Below are 15882 nucleotides of genomic sequence, written 5' to 3' on the forward strand. Positions count from 1 at the left end.
AAAGGCCCCCTAAACGTTGCCGTCGTGGAAGCCTCTCTCAAAGTGTGACAACTCGAGAATCGCATTTCCCCGAATCCCAGTCAAGAGTCTTGGCACCGTTAATTTGGTGAGCGGATTTCTTTTGCCTCTTGAAAGGTGAAAGAAAATGGAGAGCAGACATGTGACGACGCCCTTTGGGCGGCGGCCGATAACGCTTGCCTTGGTGAGCCGGCAGATAGCGACGAAAGAAATCAGATCCGACAAAACGACAGACAAATGGAAGGTCCTCCGCGATGCATCCGAGGCGCGGAAATTCCTCGGCCTCCAGGATCGCAGCTTGGCGGTCCTGGAAGCGCTCCTCAGTTTCTATCCCGAGAGTGAACTAAGGCGGGGTTGCCAACTTGTCGTTTTTCCGTCGAACGTGCAACTGACCCTCAGAGCCCACGGCATCGCGGGCGCAACGCTTCGTCGACACTTAGCGCTGCTCGTCGAAGCTGGGCTGATTGTTCGAAAGGACAGTGCCAACGGCAAGCGCTATGCGCGCAAAAACAAGAGCGGCTCGGTCGAGAGTGCCTTTGGATTCGATTTATCGCCGCTGCTCATGCGCGCGGAGGAGCTTGCCCAGATGGCACGGCGAGTTTGCGCGGACAGGATCGCATACCGCAGGGCCAAGGAAGATCTCACGATATGCCGGCGTGACGTCCGCAAGCTCATCTCCGCCGCAATCGGAGAGGGGGCCGACGGCCATTGGCAGAAGCTGGAGTCAGCGTACGTCGAGCTCGTGCGCCGAATCCCACGTGCACCCCTCTTGTCCGATCTTCATGGCCTGCTCGGGGAGATGGAGATGTTGCGTGAAGAAGTGGTCAACATATTGGATATAAAGCAAAAAGCGGAATTTCTGAGCGCCAATGATGATCAGAATGAGCACCACAAACAGAGTTCAAATACCGAATCCCTCTATGAACTTGAACCGGGCCGTGATGTCGAAGAGCGAGCTATGCCTTGCCAAAACAGGGAACCGATAGCGCTGAAGGTGTTTCCATTGGACATGGTGTTGCGGGCCTGCCCTGAAATCGTTGCATACGGCCCGAATGGGCGGGTAGCCAGCTGGCGGGATCTGACGTCGGCATCCGTCATCGTCAAGTCGATGCTTGGTGTTACTCCATCGGCGTATCAGGAAGCGTGCGATGCGATCGGACCTGAAAATGCGGCTGTCATGATCGCCTGCATCCTCGAGCGGGCAGGGCACATAAACTCGGCAGGCGGATACATGCGGGCTCTAACTTCGAAATCAAAACGAGGGCAATTTTCGCTGGGGCCGGTTTTGATGTCGTTGTTGAGGGCGAAAGGTATTAGCGCTCGCAGCGTTCATGATCACGGAGCGTTGCCATGACCTCACAGAAAACCCTGACAGCTGTCAGGGTTTCCAGAGCATGGGATCTCTGACCCGCCAGAGCTGTCGAACCGGCGAGCATTTACTGTCAGCAAGCCAGGGGGCCGGCGCCAGCGGCGTCGAGAACCTGCCCCTGTCGCCAGGGGGCGGTGGGTTGGCCGCTGCTAGTAGACAAACCTCAAAGGTGACATCCAGAGACTTTTCGCGGCGGGCCCGAAGTCCTCCACCTGACCATCCTTGAAGATGTAGACGGTGCTGCAGACCTCCTGGACGACCGCCAGATCATGGGAGATGAAGATCATCGTCATGTCCCGCTCGGCGATCGTGTCCTTCAGAAGCGCGACGATTTCGGCCTGAACGGACACGTCGAGCGCTGATGTCGGCTCATCTGCAACAATGATCTGAGGTCTAGCCAGCAAGGCCCGGGCGATACAAACGCGCTGCTTTTGTCCGCCGGAGAGCTGATTCGGATTGCGGTTGAGCAAGCTTCGGGCAAGACCCAGCCGATCCATGATGGTCGAAAGGTCGGGGAGCGCTCCCCTGGGGCCTATCCTTGCGCCGAACCGAATGCTCTCGGCAAGCGTCTCGTCGACGCTCATCCTGGGGTTCAAGGATACGGAGGGATTCTGGAAGATCATCTGCACGCGACCAAGCAGGCGGCCGCGGCGGCCGCTCTTCGAGACATCAAACTCGATTCCATCGATGGCAACCGTGCCAGCTTGGGCACTGTTCAAGCCTGCGATGATGCGCCCGATCGTCGTTTTGCCGCTTCCACTCTCGCCGACGATGCCGGTGACAGTGCCGCGCGCAAGCTGAATTTTTATGTCTCGCAATCCAAACGTCGGCGAGGGCTTTATGTGTGTCGGCAACATCGCGAATGGCTCCTTGGATCGAGGCTGCGGCGAATGTCTTCGCCGACCAGATTGAAGCATGCAATCTGGCCGAAGAGTGCGAGGCCCGGGAACAGGCTGATCCAGTACTGTCCGCTCAGGAGGTACTGGAACCCGTTTGCGACCGCGGATCCGAGCGGCGGCTTGTCGATCGGAACACCGAAGCCAAGGAAGGAGAGCGTTGCCTCAAGCGCTACAGCGTGACCGACCTCGATCGGGATCAGGGTGACCGGCGGCGCGATGCTGTTGGGCAGCAAATGCCGGAAGATGATCCGGAAGGTCGGTAGCCGCAGCAATCTGGCCGCATCCATGTAGGACTTGTTCGTCACACCTGGTCGGCCATCACCAGTTCGGTTGCTTCAGCCGCGCCGCGTTTCGCTCCGGCCCCACTTCAATGCCCTCCGCCTTTGCAAGCATCTGGTCGAAGTGTCTTTGCGATACTTTCCGAAGTTCAAGGCACCGGTCCGCTCGTCGGACTCGGCGACGCCAGAAGCGCGTGCAGAATGAAGTGGACCGCCTCGCCGGAGGTGCCGTCGTATCAGACGGCATAGTCGCCGGGCGCCCGTTTCGTGTTGAACACCGAGAAGGGTGCTGCTGCCGGCTGGGCGATCACGCCAAGCCCAGCTTTGTGCGACAGCCTGAAGGCTTTCGGCGTCGCCGGGATAGCGACCGGCGGGTCCGGCGAGGATAAGATTGAAGCCATCAGGGAAGCCGGCCTTGGCCAGAAGCGCCTTTGCCTCGTCGTAGTTCGGCTCCTGCGACTGCAGTTTCGCCAACGTGCCCGGCAGGCCAGTGGGAAACACTTGTGCTGCCGCCGTGCCGTAGCCCGCCAGGATCTTGTCGATCAGAATGCCCCGGTCGACAGCCAGCGCATGGGCCCGCCGGACCAAGGGGTTCTTGAATGGATTGGGGATCTGCTCGCCCGACTTAGCCTTCACACCTCTCGTGCGACATCGAACTGCACGAAGTTGACGCGGCAGATACCACACTCGACCTTCGCGTTGCGCTGTTTCACGGAAGCAACATCGCGAGCCGGAATGGCATCGGCTACATCGACTTCACCAGTGCTGCGCGGCGCCACACTCGCGGCGGGATTTTCGATCACCCCAAACGCAGGCTTGCCGCCCCAGTAGCTGTCGTTTCGCTCGAGTTGCAACGTTTCGCCCGAGCTCCAGCTCTCGAACCTTTACGGTCCTGTGCCAACGGCGCTACGACCTGCGTTCAAGTCTTCCGTCGTCTGAAAACCCTCGGAGGGCCGGTTCATCACGAACATGGAGGAGAAAAAGAGGGTAGGTTGGGAACGGCGCCATTGGTCTCGATGACGACGGTGAGGGGATCCGGTGCCGAGACCGATTTGATGGCGCTCACATAGGAGCGAAAGCCGCCGCTGGGCGGTTTGAGAAAGTCCCGAATGCGCTCGATCGTGTAGACGACAGCGTCCGAAGTAAACGCTGAGCCGTTATGAAAGCTGACGTCGTCGCGGAGCTTGAACTCCCACTGGGTGTCCAGACAGTGGTCGTGTCAGGACGTCGCAAGACCAGGCTTCAGCTCCAGCTTCTCGTCCTGATAGACGAGCCGCTCGTAGATGTGCGACAGCAGCGAGGTGTTCTCGTTGAGATTGGCGTATTGCGGATCGAGCGTCATCAGCTTTTAGGACGTGGCGATCCGCAGCTCTCCGAGATCTTGTGCCTCGAACGGCGTCAACGGAGCACTTCCGAGCATGATCGAGATCACAAGTGTCGAAAATAGGCGTCGGCGAAAGGGGCTTCCCAGTTTCATGTGCGGTTCCTTGTTTTGGTTCTTGATAGAGTCGGAACGCCGCGTTGGAGTACTCCCCAACGCGTGGCTCCCAGGGCGAAACGCATGCAAGGCGTAGTCGCGCGGTCTTCTGTCAGACTGACGGCGAACCGGGGATCACACGCGCACTTGGGACATCACTGTTCAGCCGCCCTGAAACATCGACAGGCGCTGGGACGACAACAGCTGAATGCGCCGGTCCCCCGGCCGAGGCGCTATTGATCTTCAGGAGATCGGCGATGACGGAGCGGATTTGTGGCCATGGATCTTCTTGGCTTGTGGGGGACGGTTGCGACCTGGTAACAACGGCTTGGAGCTTGGCCGTTGCACCGGCAACAGATCGCGCCGGAGTATTCCACAAGTCCTCCGCTGCTCGGTCCTCTGCAATAGACGCACGGTCCTCTGCTTCGAGGGCCTCGTCGTAAGCCCGCGAAGCCGCAGTTGGCGCGGATCGGGATGCGTCCCGGATTGCCGAGGCAACCGAGAGGAGTGACGTTTCGAGTCGCTGCTGACGCAACTGTGATTCGTCCAGACGCTGCCACGCAATGCGCCATTGATGCCAAACCGCGAGTACGGGATCGTCATCGAACGGTCCTAAGGTCGGGGTCATGGTCGCGGAAAGCTCTTGATATGTGGGTAAAGGGGCCGTCGATCCGAGGGAAGGGAAGTCTTCCATCGTGACGGCAGATAAAGTTCTGCTATTGTCGGAATCAGCCATGATCCGAGCTCCCTACAGCTTAGGTTGTGGTCAGGTTGAGCAGGTGTTCCAGCACCTGTTCGACCGATGGGGCCATTCTTCTTACAAAAAGTACGAAGTCAATCAGAAAGTTTGCCTTGAGTAACATAATTCTTTCAATCGAGCAGTGCCGTGGGGCACGGGCTATGCTGGGTTGGAGCCAGGCAGAACTTGCCAAGGCGGCCAGCGTATCTCGTCAAACCATTGCGGACTTTGAACGCGGAGTGCACGTGCCCATAAGCAATAATCTCACGAGCATTATAGCGGCGTTCGAAAAGGCAGGAATCCTGTTCATCCCCGAAAATGGTGGCGGAGTGGGTGTTCGCTTCAAGAAGTAGTTCAAGTCGAGCAGTGCATAAGTTCCGGGGACTTCATCGCGCGCCGGACCACACTCGAACAAACATTCGACGGCGGCTGACGAACCCAGCTCCTCGGCACGTTTGAGAACCGGATCCCCGCTGATCAACTTGCCTGCCGCTTCTGCCACCGTGGTCTCCCTTGCCTTCTATAGCCCGCGGATTGATGATTGCGACACCGGTAGCTTCGAAGTCGGCGACATTGCGGGTCGCCAGTGCGGCGCCGCGTGAGAGGGTTATGGCGGCAATCTGTGCATCGAATTGGCTGATGNCGACACCGGTAGCTTCGAAGTCGGCGACATTGCGGGTCGCCAGTGCGGCGCCGCGTGAGAGGGTTATGGCGGCAATCTGTGCATCGAATTGGCTGATGGGGCGGCCAGCCTTGCGTCGCGCGATGGCGAGCGTCGCATAGGCGGCAGCTGCGTCGCTGTCGAAGGGTAGAATTCGGCCGGCCAGGTCTTCGCTGAATATCGGCATGATCGCCGCTTCCAGGCTCTGCCGCCTGCGCCCGTCCGGCATCAACCCAATACCATATCGGATTTCAGCTTCGGTAACGGCAGTCGTGAAGACAGAAGYCGGCGGTTGGTCGCCTAACCAAGCTTCAACAGCAGGCGAGGGCACGGGGCCAGGAGCTCCGGCAAAACATTGGTGTCAAGAATAATCACGCGCCAAAATCCGGAGCGTCACGAATCGGGTCGCGTGCAGGTAACTTGAGCTCTACGCCCCCGAGGGGTTCGATACGGGCGCGAATGGCACGCGCCAGATTGGTTGGCCGCTGGCCGGCNGATCGCCGCTTCCAGGCTCTGCCGCCTGCGCCCGTCCGGCATCAACCCAATACCATATCGGATTTCAGCTTCGGTAACGGCAGTCGTGAAGACAGAAGTCGGCGGTTGGTCGCCTAACCAAGCTTTAACAGCAGGCGAGGGCACGGGGGCGAGCAGTTCCGACAAAACATTGGTGTCAAGAATAATCACGCGCCAAAAAGTCACGAATCGGGTCGCGTGCAGGTAACTTGAGCTCTACGCCCCCGAGGGGTTCGATACGGGCGCGAATGGCACGCGCCAGATTGGTTGGCCGCTGGCCGGCGGTGGATAGCGCAGCCCGCAGAATGTCGCGTGCTTCGTCTTCCATCGATCGACCATGCGAGGCGGCGCGCATCCTCATTCGCTGTTTAAGCGCATCGTCGAGATTTCGGATCGTCATGCTGGCCATCGGCACCTCTCCTTCATCTTGATTGCAGTTCGTCATTGATTGCGTGAATTTCAATTTAGCTAAGCGGCCCTTGCCTCCAGCGCAGCATCAATTTCTGCATCCGTCACGTCAACCGCATCTAGGTTTGATCATTTGCATCGGAGGAATTGCCGCAATGTCAGTAATTGCGCAAAGATCGTTATTGTTGCATCCTACCAGGCGATAGGAGGTGCGACATGAACGTATCTATTGGTGACCGCTGGGAAGCCTTTGTATCCACCATCGTGAAGGACGGTCGTTACGGTTCCGCCAGCGAAGTTGTGCGCGAAGGTCTGCGCCTGGTCGAGGAACGGGAACAGAAGCTGAGGGCTTTGACTACCCTGCTCAATAAGTCGATTTCCGATGGCGGTGAAGCGTCGGATGCAGAAATTGATGCTGCGCTGGAGGCAAGGGCCGCCCAGCTGACCAAGGACGGCTTCTAAGCGTGCCTGCTTCGCATGCTGCCTTCGGCACTCACTGACCTGCTCAATATTCTCGAATACATCACCCGACAAAGCGGCAGCTTGGTGGTGGGCCGTCGCTTTATCGGGGAACTCCGACAAAAATGTCGGACACTGGCCGACCTCCCCGGCACGCTCGGCCGATCACGGCCAGAATTACGAGCCGATATCCGCAGCTCGGCGTTCAAGGGATATGTTATCTTCTTCCGCTAAGTCGACGAACGTTTCGAGGTGGTCAACCTCATCGGGGGACACCGTGACATCGACGAGCTGTTTTCCTCGGCCGACACGGACGAGTAACACCCCGAGACCCAGCTACCAATATCCTCGCGCTCTGCGGGGTGATCGCCCTCGGCAATCAGACGGCGCCTTTGCGGCTCACCATTGCGACAATGGGGCAATGGCTCCGCACAACTGGAAACGCTGGGCGAAACGATCCACTTACTGACCAAAATTTAGATTACTGCCAAAGATATAAAGTAGGGTCAGTTGATCTCGACTGCGGATCGCAACTTTCAAGGACAATGTAAGAACCTGTTAAGCCGTGACATTGCGGGCAGGGTAGACGCCGAGCTTTTCGACTCCAAATCCTTCACTATCGATACTTGAAACCTATCGATAGTGATAGAGTGCGGAAAATGGCGTCCGGGTGGCGGAAGCTTGGCGCTAATTGACTTCCGTTTATGAAATTCAACACGTTAATTCATATGCTTAACAATCGCCTAACAAGACAAAGGTGCGTTTTGGGGGCGTCGGGTGTTGCGAATGGGACCGTCCTTGGAAGAGAGCAACTTCATTCCGAAAAGTGTCGCGCGTCCGCTCATGATGGAGCAGGAGCTGCCCGTCTGGCAATGGTCGTGACGGGGCTGAACGGTGGGAGACAATGCGGCCTTATCTCCTTGGCGAACCAGATGGAAGCCGAAGTTCCCTGTTTGTCAGCCGGAATACGGCGCTCGCCTTGAAAAAAATGTACTTGGCAATGGCAGAATCCGGCATGTTCGGGCCATCGAAGTAGCATGCGATTATCGATCAGTCCTGGAGGGGAGGGGCGCGGCACGGAATGGCAAAGAAACAGATCGACATGGAAGGCGAGTCAGCCGGACAAATCGCACAACCGATTGTCGGTAAGAGTGCGTCATATCCGTTCCAGGTGTCCATTGCATGCTGGATCGACCTGTTGGGTTATGGTGGCATGATTGCAGCTGCGGACTTCAATCCGCTCCACGTCAAATCAAAGGAGGCGTTGAGGCGGCTCCGCGATTTTCATAAGATCGTCGCAAGCCATAGTGCGCGAAATTTTCCCACGCTGGTCATGAATGACGGGGCGGTTGCCTATCGCGATCTTTCGCTGAGATCCCCGTCGGTCACGTACGATTTCCTGATACGGTCTTGGAAACTGTTCAGCGAGATAAAATCCTTCGAAGCCGCAGTCGGACATCCGGGTGCTCGCATGGTGCTGGCCTGCGGATTTCGCATGCGCGGCAGACGAGCCGGCATGGATGCCTCGGCTGGCCAGTTGCGATCCATACTCGCGCGATTGCAGGGGGGCCGGATCAACTCTGAGCAGGCCGTTCGTGAAGCGGCATCCGTGCGACCTACCTTCGACATCATCCCGCAACTCCAAGCGAACTTTGCCTTCACCAAGGCCTATGTCGCCGAGTCGTCAGGAAAGGCAGGCGGGATAGCCGGTGCAAATTTCTACGTCGATCTGGCGATTTTCGATCGACCAAGGTTGGGTTGGATTACCCTCGGCGAAACGATCAACTGGTCTCATTCAAGGCTCGCCCTATCCGCAGACTTTGCGTCGGTGCTGCGTGTCAATTCGCAAGATCGGGCGCCCGTAGCTCCTGAGGGCGTTTGTGATGGTCTGCAAATCGCTGAGCAGCTGACAGGTGATCCCAATGTCCTTCAGGCCCTGAGGCAGGCCCAGAAGCTATAGAACCGCGCGCGGTTGACCTGCACGCCTTGAAGGCACACGACATTGACGACCGGGGGAGCAGAATGCCTGGAAGACCTTCTGTGCTATCGACGGCGCAGTGCCCAACTGTATTCTTGAGTTCCATACGATCGCGCCTTCGGCAGTCGATCATGCGACCGTGCTGATGCAATAACGCGCGGGCTTGCCCGCCATGATGTGCCGGGCTTCAAGCTTGCGCGCCCGGCTACCGCCCGCCCGGTTGCCGGTCAGAGACTGGGAGGCCAGCTTTTGGCCGCCGCACTGCTGCGCTGGCTACGACTTCAGGAGAGGGCGGGGGACTGCTACTGATCGTCGATGCCGGGCAAGGGCGCCGCCAACTGATACGCTTCCTATGGCGCCGTACCGCTGAAGGACAGTAACCGCCCGATTGGCACCGCCTGCCGGATAGCGCCTTGATGGCCTAAGACACGTGCTTAGCGACGTCGTTAGCGACGTGTCTTAGGCGAGGGTATGGGATGCGTGTCGAAATTCTTGGTCAGGAACGGCGGCGGCGTTGGGGTGACGAGGAGAAGCTCGACATCGTCATGTCGGTTGGGCTCGACGGTGCGACGGTGACTGAGGTTGCCCATCGGCACGATGTGAGCCGGCAGCAGATTTACGCCTGGCGGCATGAGCTGAAGAAGAAGGGTTTGTTGCCGCCCACTGCCGATACGGTCTTCCTTGCCGTAGACACGTCCGCCATGCATGGCGCCCCGCTCGTGCGTGAGGACGTTGCGCGCGTGCCTGCAATGATCGAGTTGCGGTTGAACTATGGACGCAGCCTTCGCTTCGACAGTGGCGTTGATGCCGCCGTCCTGACTCGGCTCATCCGAGCGGTTGAAGCAGCATGATTGGACCAGGAACCGGTGTTCGAGTGTATCTCGCCTGCGGGATCACGGACATGCGCAAAGGAGTTGAGGGCTTGGCTGCGCTTGCGCAGGATGTGCTACGCCAGAAGCCGACGGGAGGTGCAGTCTTCGCGTTTCGGGGACGGCGTGGCGACCGCCTGAAACTTCTGTATTTTGACGGCCAGGGCTTCTGTCTGTATTACAAAATTTTGCAGAGAGGGCGTTTTCCATGGCCTTCAGCAGCCGATGGAACGGCGCGGCTGACAACGGCGCAACTGGCCATGCTTTGGGAAGGGATTGATTGGCGACGTCCGAACTGGGGCGCTCCGCCGGCGCGTGTCGGTTGATTTATCTCACTGAATCTGCTTGTTTTTATGGATACTTGTCCTGACCTATGGTAGTCAGGATCATGTCGAACGCGAGCCAAAATCTTCCCGACGATCCGGCCTTCCTGAAGGCGATGATCGCCGCCCTGCAGGCGGAAAATGCGAAGATGTCGGCGACGTTGCAGGCGCACGACCAATTGATCGGCGAACTGCGGCTGCGCATCGCCAAGCTGAAGAAACAGGTCTTCGGCAAGTCCTCGGAAAAGATCGAGCGGGAAATCCAACAACTGGAACTGGCGCTTGAAGATCTCTTGATCGCCGCAGCGGAAAACAGCACGAAGCCGTTCGATGAGGTCGATGAGGCCGTGCCTGCCGCGCCTGTGGCAAGCACGCCCGAAAAGACTATGCGCCGCCGTCCGCGGGTATCGGAAAAGGCAGTTCGCGAGCGCTGGGAGCTCGATCCCGGTACCTGCTGCCCCGATCGCGGTGGTGAATTGCGCCTTGTCGGCGAGGACGCCAGCGAAATCCTCGACATGATCGCTGCGCAGATGAAGGTCATCGAGGTCGCTCGATTGAAGAAGTCCTGCCGCTGCTGCGAAAAGATGGTGCAGTTGCCGGCACCCAGCCGTCCGATACCGGGCAGCATGGCGGGCGCTGGTCTTCTGGCGTACATCCTGGTCTCCAAGTTCGACGACCATCTGCCACTGTATCGTCTGAACGAGATCTTCGCCCGCATGGGCGCCGATATCCCCGATAGCACACTGGTCGATTGGTGTGGTCGTGCGATGCAGGTGCTCCAGCCGCTAATCGAGCGGATCGAAGCGGCGATCATGGGCAGTGACCTCCTCCATGCCGACGACACCCCGATCCGGGTGCTGGATCGTTCGCTACGAGACAAGGGATTGGGTAGAGGCGTGAAGAAAGGCAGGATCTGGACATATGTCCGAGATCAACGTCCATGGGCGGGTGCTGCCCCGCCTGGGGCGGTCTACTACTTCGCCCCGGACTGGAAGCAAGAACACGTCCATCGTCACCTCCGGCAGGCAAGCGGTATCCTTCAGGCCGATGGCTACAAAGGGTACGGGAAGCTCTATGAACCTGGAGCTGATGGGGCGCGCCGCTTCCGCGAAGCGGCCTGCTGGGCGCACTGGCGACGCGACTTCCATGATATCTGGACATCGAACAAATCCGAGATCGCGCGAGAGGCTCTCGATCGTATCGGCGCGCTTTACGACATCGAGCGCGACAATGCCGGTCAGCCTGCCGATATCCGCCTTGCCGCACGTCAGAAGCACAGTAAAGCAAAGGTCGAAGCATTCCGCGTCTGGGCCGAAGCGCAACTGACCCGCATTCCAGGCAAGGGCGATTTGGCTCAAGCCTTCCGGTATGGCCTGAGCAGGTGGTCCTCGTTCTGCCTGTTTCTGGACGACGGCCGTGTCGCCATCGACAACAATACCGCTGAGCGCGCCCTGCGTCCGATAGGAGTCGGAAGACGCAATTGGCTCTTCGCAGGAGCCGACACCGGCGCGGAGACCCTGGCGCGTGCCATGACGATCATCGAGACGGCAAAGATGAATGGAATTGACCCACAGGCCTATCTCGCCGACGTGCTCGACCGCATTCAGGATCACAAGATCAATCGCCTCGACGAACTGCTTCCTTGGCATTGGTCACCTGTCGCCACCATCCGCGCCGAGGCAGCCTAATGGCAACAATCACCTATGTCCGCACGCTCAAATATGTCGCCGAAATTCTCGGCGAGGATCCGGAGCTTCTCCGGGCAATCGTCTCCAACGATGATAACCTGACCTACGGCAGCATCATCAGCGTCTATAACGGGGAGGACGAATCCGTCACCGCTCTAACAGACGACGGCATGGAGGAATTGGAACAGATGCTCTCCTACGCCCGCCGTTCAACCGACGAATGGAACGACTTCCTCGACAGCTTTGTCGACGACGAGGAGCTGATCGCCCGCCTCAAAGCGAAATCTCCGCGGTAACAATCGGTCGGTTACGAAGGACAAGCCGCTAAGTCTCGTGATGGCGATCAATACCTTCGCGGCCGACTTGCGTGCAAAAGATCTCATTTGATCCCGCAAGGCGCGCGGGTCATCCTGAAGACCAGCTATATCATCAATGGCCAAATGGAGAGCCGGGCGACTGCAGCAGCCCGGCTAGAGAGGGAAAAGGCCGAAGCGGCCTTCATCAGCCATTCCGGAAAAATGGATGACCCGATCGCCGAGTTCGACATCAGACGGCGGATCCATGTTCTCAACAATGATGGCTTGTCGATCACTCTTGAGACCGAGAAGGTATCTGTAAAAATTCCCGTTTAGATTCGTCTCGCTGAGATCGTCGTCTGCCCCATCGGGCTCGCGGTAAGAAAGCAGCGGAGAATCAAGCGCGACGAACCCGGGGTGTGCCAGATTGTTGTCGGCGCAATATTGCAAAAGCGAGATTGTGAAAGCCGACTGCGTGATGGCCCTGAGCCCTTTTCCGTAGGACGTTCTCGCTTTCCCGGAGACTATGAGATCTTTGGCGTTCGTATCAAAATACACATGCTCGACACCGGGGAAACCCCATTGCTGGAGCACGCTTTCAACGCGTTCCGCGAACGGGGCGACAACGGTGCTGGTTAGACGATTGCTGGACGTGGCATCGCCCGAGCCACTCTCGTTCTGCCGTTCCAAGGCAGCTTTACGACTGGTCAAATCGCTCAGATTGGCAAAAAGCCCGAGCGCCTCGCGTACATTCGCGCCCTTGTCTGCGAGCTCTTTGTATGTTGCGCGTTGCTTTCGCAGGTCTTGCGATACGACAGTCTCAATTTCAATCGAGAGTTCGCTCAGTGAATTCCTCATATTGGGAAGCGACTTCTGAATGGATTGCGCCTCCGTCTTCAACGCGCCGATCGTTGTCATCAGCTCGGATTGCCGAGACTCGATTTTCTGCATCTCCGCTTCGGCCGCTGAGACGGTCACTGCGACATCACCGTGGCACACTTCACTGGGATCGTGATGGTCGGGCAAGGCACCGCAGGTGGGGCAAACCTCCTGCTCAAGTACCGAGAAAAAGCTCCCCGCCTCCCGAATGCCGAGCAGACGCTCATAGTCCGAACCGTAGTGTTCTCGCAAAAGATTGAAACGCTCGAGCAGAGTGGTGATTTCTGTGTATCGATCGTTGGTCGTTTCGAGCCTTTGGATAATGGCACGTCTCTTGGTCGAGATCGCCTTGAACCTTTCTTCGGTGAAGGCGAGCTGCTCGGCGCGATTGTCCATCGCTCTCGCGAGTCGTTCCTCCTGATCAGACAGTTCGTCGCGTGAGCCGGATATCGTCGTTATGCGTTTTTGAGCGTCCGTGATCAGTTGATCGAGAAGATCAATTTGCGCCAGGCGCTTCTGCTCCTCGGCGGAGGTACTTTTGCGTGAAAGGAGAGCTGTGTCATCGACGCCGGTCAACAACATCGTGAAGACGGAGGTGTTCGCCGTATTTGCCGTGTAGTTCCCATCAGACAGTGGCGAACGCTTCTGGATTATCTCCTCCTCGTTCACGATCGCCAGCCGTGCGAGATTGCGGAAGCTCAAGGCCTGAGTTTCATCCTTTGCATTCTTTTTGATCCGTTTGCCTGCCAGGCCGATCTTGGAGAGAAGAAACGACGAGAGGTTCGTCTCATCTCGCTCGTTGTGTATTTCAGCAAGGGGGCTGCCCTCTGCATCCGGGATCGACGTGTGCAAACCCTCGAATGCCTGGAACTGTCCACCGGCCATGTTTCTGAGCAATGTGGTTTCCGATCCGTCATCGAAAGCAATCGCAAGTAATATGCGATCATAGCCCTTTGCCTGCGGGATATCGGGGAGAGGGCCCTTGCCCCCGAGCATAAAATCGATCGCTTCAACAATGTACGACTTCCCGGTGTCGGAAGCCCCGTAGACGACGTTAAGGCCAGACTGGAACGAAACGACTGCTGGTTTTCTGTCTAAGCCGTGGAAGGAAAGATGACGAATTTGGAAGCCTGAATATGTCATAGTGCTGGTCCGGACGCTTCGTCTTGAAATTCAGATACCCAATTCGTGAGGAGATTGCGCATTAGATCGTCAAAAGCATCATCGCTGTAGTTCTGGAAGTAATCCGCCAGCCATTCGGCGCGATCGTACAATTGTCGAAGGTATGGCGTCTGAAGCGCGGTGACAAAAAACTCCGCATTGTCTCCGGCCTGAAACAGGATCCCGCTTTGATCGACAACCTGTTCGATGAGCCCCCGGGACATCATCAGGGCCACGGCGGACTGAACGGACTTTCTTCGAACCTGCGTGACAGGTGACATGATCGGCGTCGGGGGATGCAAGTCCGCTGGTCCTTCGAGTACGCTGGTTCTAACAACAAGATAGTCCATAGCGGTCAACCGGTTCAGATCCACCGCCCGGGGAAAATGTGCATGCAGAACAAAGACCGCCCTCACGCCCGTTTCGAGCGGACCGTTGAAAGCCGAGGCCGAAGGCATCAGCGTCGCCATGTCAACTTCCCATCATTCGCAAGCTGATGACAAATGCCCCGGCGATCGATGGGAAAAGCGCTTCTGTTCAGCGGATGAGCATCGAGAACCATAGACTGCGCTTTCTCGGTCACGGCGACGACTCGCGCATATCCGTCCGAGTGTTCACCATCATGAGTGTCCAAGACCCCGTCCAGGATTTCTGTCTGCAACCCCTCGAAAGTCCCAGGCTCCACTTTCTCGCGCACGAAGACCCGTAGGGACTCCGCATGGTAAAACGCCTCGCGGGAGCGCTGGAAATGGGACTTCAAATTCGCCCACTTATCGAGATGCGAGGCCGCAGCGATCGTCTCGCCCTTGTGCTCGGCATAGGCATCGAGCAGCTTGCTCGTGTAGGTCGCCTCTGTCTCTCCAATCTCGACTGGAACAGCGTCGGGCCGCGGGCGAGCGGGCAATCCACCACCGAAACGGCCTATGTGATAGGGAGTTTTGGAATGGGCCTCGATAATCGTTCGAGGCTGTTCAGCCGAAAAGATCCGGAAATCGAAATCTCTGACGTGGTCGAGAAATTCTCCATCCAAAGCAACTGGACCGGTTGAAGTGATCTTTCCGGAGATGGTTTTGTCCCATTCCGCAAGCACCTTCGCTTTCAGTCTGTCCGCATTGGCGAGCAACAAAGATAACGATGTCGAAGCCCCTTTCGGTGCGATGAACCGGCATGCTCTTGGGGCTTTGTATTCTCCTGAGAACGAATACCAGAGCATCTTCCCCATCTCAGGCCCGACCACACCGAAACTCAAGGGTGAGTTGTAATGCTTGCACTGGTGATTGTCCCAAGTGCCGAGCAGCTGGTCGGCATCGCAGAAGCCGGCAATATCGATACCTTTGTCGCCGGCGCCGGTCGGACGCATAACGCTGATGTACGTAGATTTGAGCGAATGGACCCATTCGTCAATGAACGTTTCCCATTCACTGGCTTCATAAGTCTGGATGATTTTCAGAGGATCAATCTTTGGCCCGTTCTCGAATTCGTTTGCCAGAAGAATTCGTGCTGACGGCAGGTCTTTCACCGCATTCTGTAACGACATCAGAGTTGCCTGCATTTCAGCCTTGCGCTCGAACCAAAATGGTAGGTGGAGTAAGATCTTAGTCATAACAGTCGCGAGGATACATGCAACCGAAAGTACATCGCTTGGACGGTCAGCCCCATTATTTTCAACCGCCTTTCATCTCTCGCGCGAGACCGGATTGACGGCAGGGCAGGAAGGTCACCCTGGCGACAGTCGAAGGCCGGGGAGCAGGTATAGCCATCCAAAAAACTGGAACTGAAGTTTGATTGCCGCAATAGCGTTGCCATCCGGTGTACTCAAAGCAGACTCTGCATTTGCAACGCCAAGACATCGGTCTTGTATGATGGT

14 protein-coding genes and 6 pseudogenes are annotated in these 15882 nt (G+C 57.6%); 9 read left to right on the plus strand and 11 right to left on the minus strand.

Annotated elements, in window-relative coordinates:
* Nucleotides 1–145: 145 nt before the first annotated feature.
* A complete protein-coding gene (gene repC / locus ASD52_RS17190; RefSeq protein WP_057224934.1) occupies nucleotides 146–1372 on the plus strand; it encodes a plasmid replication protein RepC in 1227 nt (408 codons plus the stop codon).
* Between the two features lie 209 nt (nucleotides 1373–1581).
* Here repC and ASD52_RS17195 read toward each other — a convergent pair.
* From ASD52_RS17195 to ASD52_RS40050, 4 genes and pseudogenes are all read right to left on the minus strand, one after another.
* Nucleotides 1582–2214 (minus strand): annotated as a pseudogene (locus ASD52_RS17195) (ATP-binding cassette domain-containing protein); the annotation flags it as partial.
* Nucleotides 2215–2225: 11 nt separating this feature from the next.
* Nucleotides 2226–2585: pseudogene (locus ASD52_RS17200) on the minus strand (ABC transporter permease subunit); the annotation flags it as partial.
* Nucleotides 2586–2593: 8 nt separating this feature from the next.
* Nucleotides 2594–4041: pseudogene (locus tag ASD52_RS17205) on the minus strand (ABC transporter substrate-binding protein); the annotation flags it as partial.
* A 112-nt stretch (nucleotides 4042–4153) separates the two neighbouring features.
* Nucleotides 4154–4777, minus strand: coding sequence for a hypothetical protein (locus ASD52_RS40050; RefSeq protein ID WP_244497475.1), 624 nt, complete (start codon nucleotides 4775–4777; stop codon nucleotides 4154–4156).
* Between the two features lie 164 nt (nucleotides 4778–4941).
* On the opposite strand from ASD52_RS40050, the gene ASD52_RS40780 reads away from it, so the two are divergent.
* Nucleotides 4942–5133: a helix-turn-helix transcriptional regulator gene (locus ASD52_RS40780; RefSeq protein ID WP_057224935.1), complete on the plus strand. Its 192-nt coding sequence runs from the start codon at nucleotides 4942–4944 to the stop codon at nucleotides 5131–5133.
* Between the two features lie 290 nt (nucleotides 5134–5423).
* Here the strand turns inward: ASD52_RS40780 and ASD52_RS40055 are convergent.
* The 4 genes and pseudogenes from ASD52_RS40055 to ASD52_RS17220 form a co-directional block, all read right to left on the minus strand.
* Nucleotides 5424–5816: pseudogene (locus ASD52_RS40055) on the minus strand (type II toxin-antitoxin system VapC family toxin); the annotation flags it as partial.
* A pseudogene (locus tag ASD52_RS40060) lies at nucleotides 5813–5935 on the minus strand (plasmid stabilization protein); the annotation flags it as partial. The pseudogenes ASD52_RS40055 and ASD52_RS40060, both read right to left, overlap by 4 nt.
* Nucleotide 5936: 1 nt before the next feature.
* A pseudogene (locus tag ASD52_RS39565) lies at nucleotides 5937–6125 on the minus strand (PIN domain-containing protein); the annotation flags it as partial.
* Nucleotides 6112–6363: a hypothetical protein gene (locus ASD52_RS17220; RefSeq protein WP_057224937.1), complete on the minus strand. Its 252-nt coding sequence runs from the start codon at nucleotides 6361–6363 to the stop codon at nucleotides 6112–6114. The gene ASD52_RS17220 and the pseudogene ASD52_RS39565, both read right to left, overlap by 14 nt.
* Before the next feature lie 215 nt (nucleotides 6364–6578).
* Between ASD52_RS17220 and ASD52_RS17225 the strand changes: the two genes are divergently transcribed.
* The 7 genes from ASD52_RS17225 (at nucleotide 6579) to ASD52_RS17245 (ending at nucleotide 11975) form a co-directional block, all read left to right on the plus strand.
* Nucleotides 6579–6824 (plus strand): type II toxin-antitoxin system ParD family antitoxin, encoded by a 246-nt coding sequence (locus ASD52_RS17225; protein WP_057224939.1) that lies wholly within the window; start codon nucleotides 6579–6581, stop codon nucleotides 6822–6824.
* 15 nt (nucleotides 6825–6839) lie between these two features.
* Nucleotides 6840–7055, plus strand: a complete 216-nt coding sequence (locus tag ASD52_RS37410; protein WP_082571832.1) for a type II toxin-antitoxin system RelE/ParE family toxin — start codon at nucleotides 6840–6842, stop codon at nucleotides 7053–7055.
* An 847-nt stretch (nucleotides 7056–7902) separates the two neighbouring features.
* Nucleotides 7903–8781 (plus strand): hypothetical protein, encoded by an 879-nt coding sequence (locus ASD52_RS17230; protein ID WP_244497476.1) that lies wholly within the window; start codon nucleotides 7903–7905, stop codon nucleotides 8779–8781.
* Between the two features lie 494 nt (nucleotides 8782–9275).
* Nucleotides 9276–9650, plus strand: a complete 375-nt coding sequence (locus ASD52_RS17235) for a transposase (RefSeq protein WP_025431156.1) — start codon at nucleotides 9276–9278, stop codon at nucleotides 9648–9650.
* Nucleotides 9647–9994 (plus strand): IS66 family insertion sequence element accessory protein TnpB, encoded by a 348-nt coding sequence (gene tnpB, locus ASD52_RS37425; RefSeq protein WP_008535377.1) that lies wholly within the window; start codon nucleotides 9647–9649, stop codon nucleotides 9992–9994. Before ASD52_RS17235 ends, tnpB begins: the two co-directional genes overlap by 4 nt.
* A 62-nt stretch (nucleotides 9995–10056) precedes the next feature.
* Complete coding sequence (locus tag ASD52_RS17240) at nucleotides 10057–11679, plus strand: IS66 family transposase (RefSeq protein WP_057224941.1); 1623 nt, start codon at nucleotides 10057–10059, stop codon at nucleotides 11677–11679.
* Nucleotides 11679–11975, plus strand: a complete 297-nt coding sequence (locus ASD52_RS17245) for a hypothetical protein (RefSeq protein WP_025431154.1) — start codon at nucleotides 11679–11681, stop codon at nucleotides 11973–11975. Before ASD52_RS17240 ends, ASD52_RS17245 begins: the two co-directional genes overlap by 1 nt.
* Before the next feature lie 174 nt (nucleotides 11976–12149).
* Here the strand turns inward: ASD52_RS17245 and ASD52_RS17250 are convergent, their stop codons facing one another.
* Genes ASD52_RS17250 through ASD52_RS17260 form a run of 3 tightly spaced genes read right to left on the minus strand, consistent with a single transcriptional unit; the run spans nucleotide 12150 to nucleotide 15618 of the window.
* Nucleotides 12150–13997, minus strand: coding sequence for an AAA family ATPase (locus tag ASD52_RS17250; protein WP_057224943.1), 1848 nt, complete (start codon nucleotides 13995–13997; stop codon nucleotides 12150–12152).
* Nucleotides 13994–14485, minus strand: a complete 492-nt coding sequence (locus ASD52_RS17255; protein WP_057224945.1) for an ABC-three component system middle component 2 — start codon at nucleotides 14483–14485, stop codon at nucleotides 13994–13996. The genes ASD52_RS17250 and ASD52_RS17255 overlap by 4 nt, the downstream gene beginning before the upstream one ends.
* The gene (locus ASD52_RS17260) at nucleotides 14473–15618 is read right to left on the minus strand and encodes an ABC-three component system protein (protein ID WP_244497477.1); all 1146 of its coding nucleotides are present in this window, start codon (nucleotides 15616–15618) and stop codon (nucleotides 14473–14475) included. The genes ASD52_RS17255 and ASD52_RS17260 overlap by 13 nt, the downstream gene beginning before the upstream one ends.
* Nucleotides 15619–15882: the final 264 nt, after the last annotated feature.

The sequence above is a fragment of the Ensifer sp. Root142 genome (assembly GCF_001426785.1).
Lineage (GTDB): Bacteria > Pseudomonadota > Alphaproteobacteria > Rhizobiales > Rhizobiaceae > Ensifer > Ensifer canadensis.

Excerpts from the sequence above, each read along its gene's own strand:
- ASD52_RS17240 (WP_057224941.1), top strand. The coding sequence starts at position 10,057 with ATGTCGAACGCGAGCCAAAATCTTCCCGACGATCCGGCCTTCCTGAAG.
- repC (WP_057224934.1), top strand. The coding sequence starts at position 146 with ATGGAGAGCAGACATGTGACGACGCCCTTTGGGCGGCGGCCGATAACG.
- ASD52_RS37410 (WP_082571832.1), top strand. The coding sequence starts at position 6,840 with ATGCTGCCTTCGGCACTCACTGACCTGCTCAATATTCTCGAATACATC.
- ASD52_RS17255 (WP_057224945.1), bottom strand. The coding sequence starts at position 14,485 with ATGGCGACGCTGATGCCTTCGGCCTCGGCTTTCAACGGTCCGCTCGAA.
- ASD52_RS40050 (WP_244497475.1), bottom strand. The coding sequence starts at position 4,777 with ATGGCTGATTCCGACAATAGCAGAACTTTATCTGCCGTCACGATGGAA.
- ASD52_RS17250 (WP_057224943.1), bottom strand. The coding sequence starts at position 13,997 with ATGACATATTCAGGCTTCCAAATTCGTCATCTTTCCTTCCACGGCTTA.
- ASD52_RS17245 (WP_025431154.1), top strand. The coding sequence starts at position 11,679 with ATGGCAACAATCACCTATGTCCGCACGCTCAAATATGTCGCCGAAATT.
- ASD52_RS17260 (WP_244497477.1), bottom strand. The coding sequence starts at position 15,618 with ATGACTAAGATCTTACTCCACCTACCATTTTGGTTCGAGCGCAAGGCT.
- ASD52_RS17225 (WP_057224939.1), top strand. The coding sequence starts at position 6,579 with ATGAACGTATCTATTGGTGACCGCTGGGAAGCCTTTGTATCCACCATC.
- ASD52_RS17220 (WP_057224937.1), bottom strand. The coding sequence starts at position 6,363 with ATGGCCAGCATGACGATCCGAAATCTCGACGATGCGCTTAAACAGCGA.
- ASD52_RS17235 (WP_025431156.1), top strand. The coding sequence starts at position 9,276 with ATGCGTGTCGAAATTCTTGGTCAGGAACGGCGGCGGCGTTGGGGTGAC.
- ASD52_RS40780 (WP_057224935.1), top strand. The coding sequence starts at position 4,942 with ATGCTGGGTTGGAGCCAGGCAGAACTTGCCAAGGCGGCCAGCGTATCT.
- ASD52_RS17230 (WP_244497476.1), top strand. The coding sequence starts at position 7,903 with ATGGCAAAGAAACAGATCGACATGGAAGGCGAGTCAGCCGGACAAATC.
- tnpB (WP_008535377.1), top strand. The coding sequence starts at position 9,647 with ATGATTGGACCAGGAACCGGTGTTCGAGTGTATCTCGCCTGCGGGATC.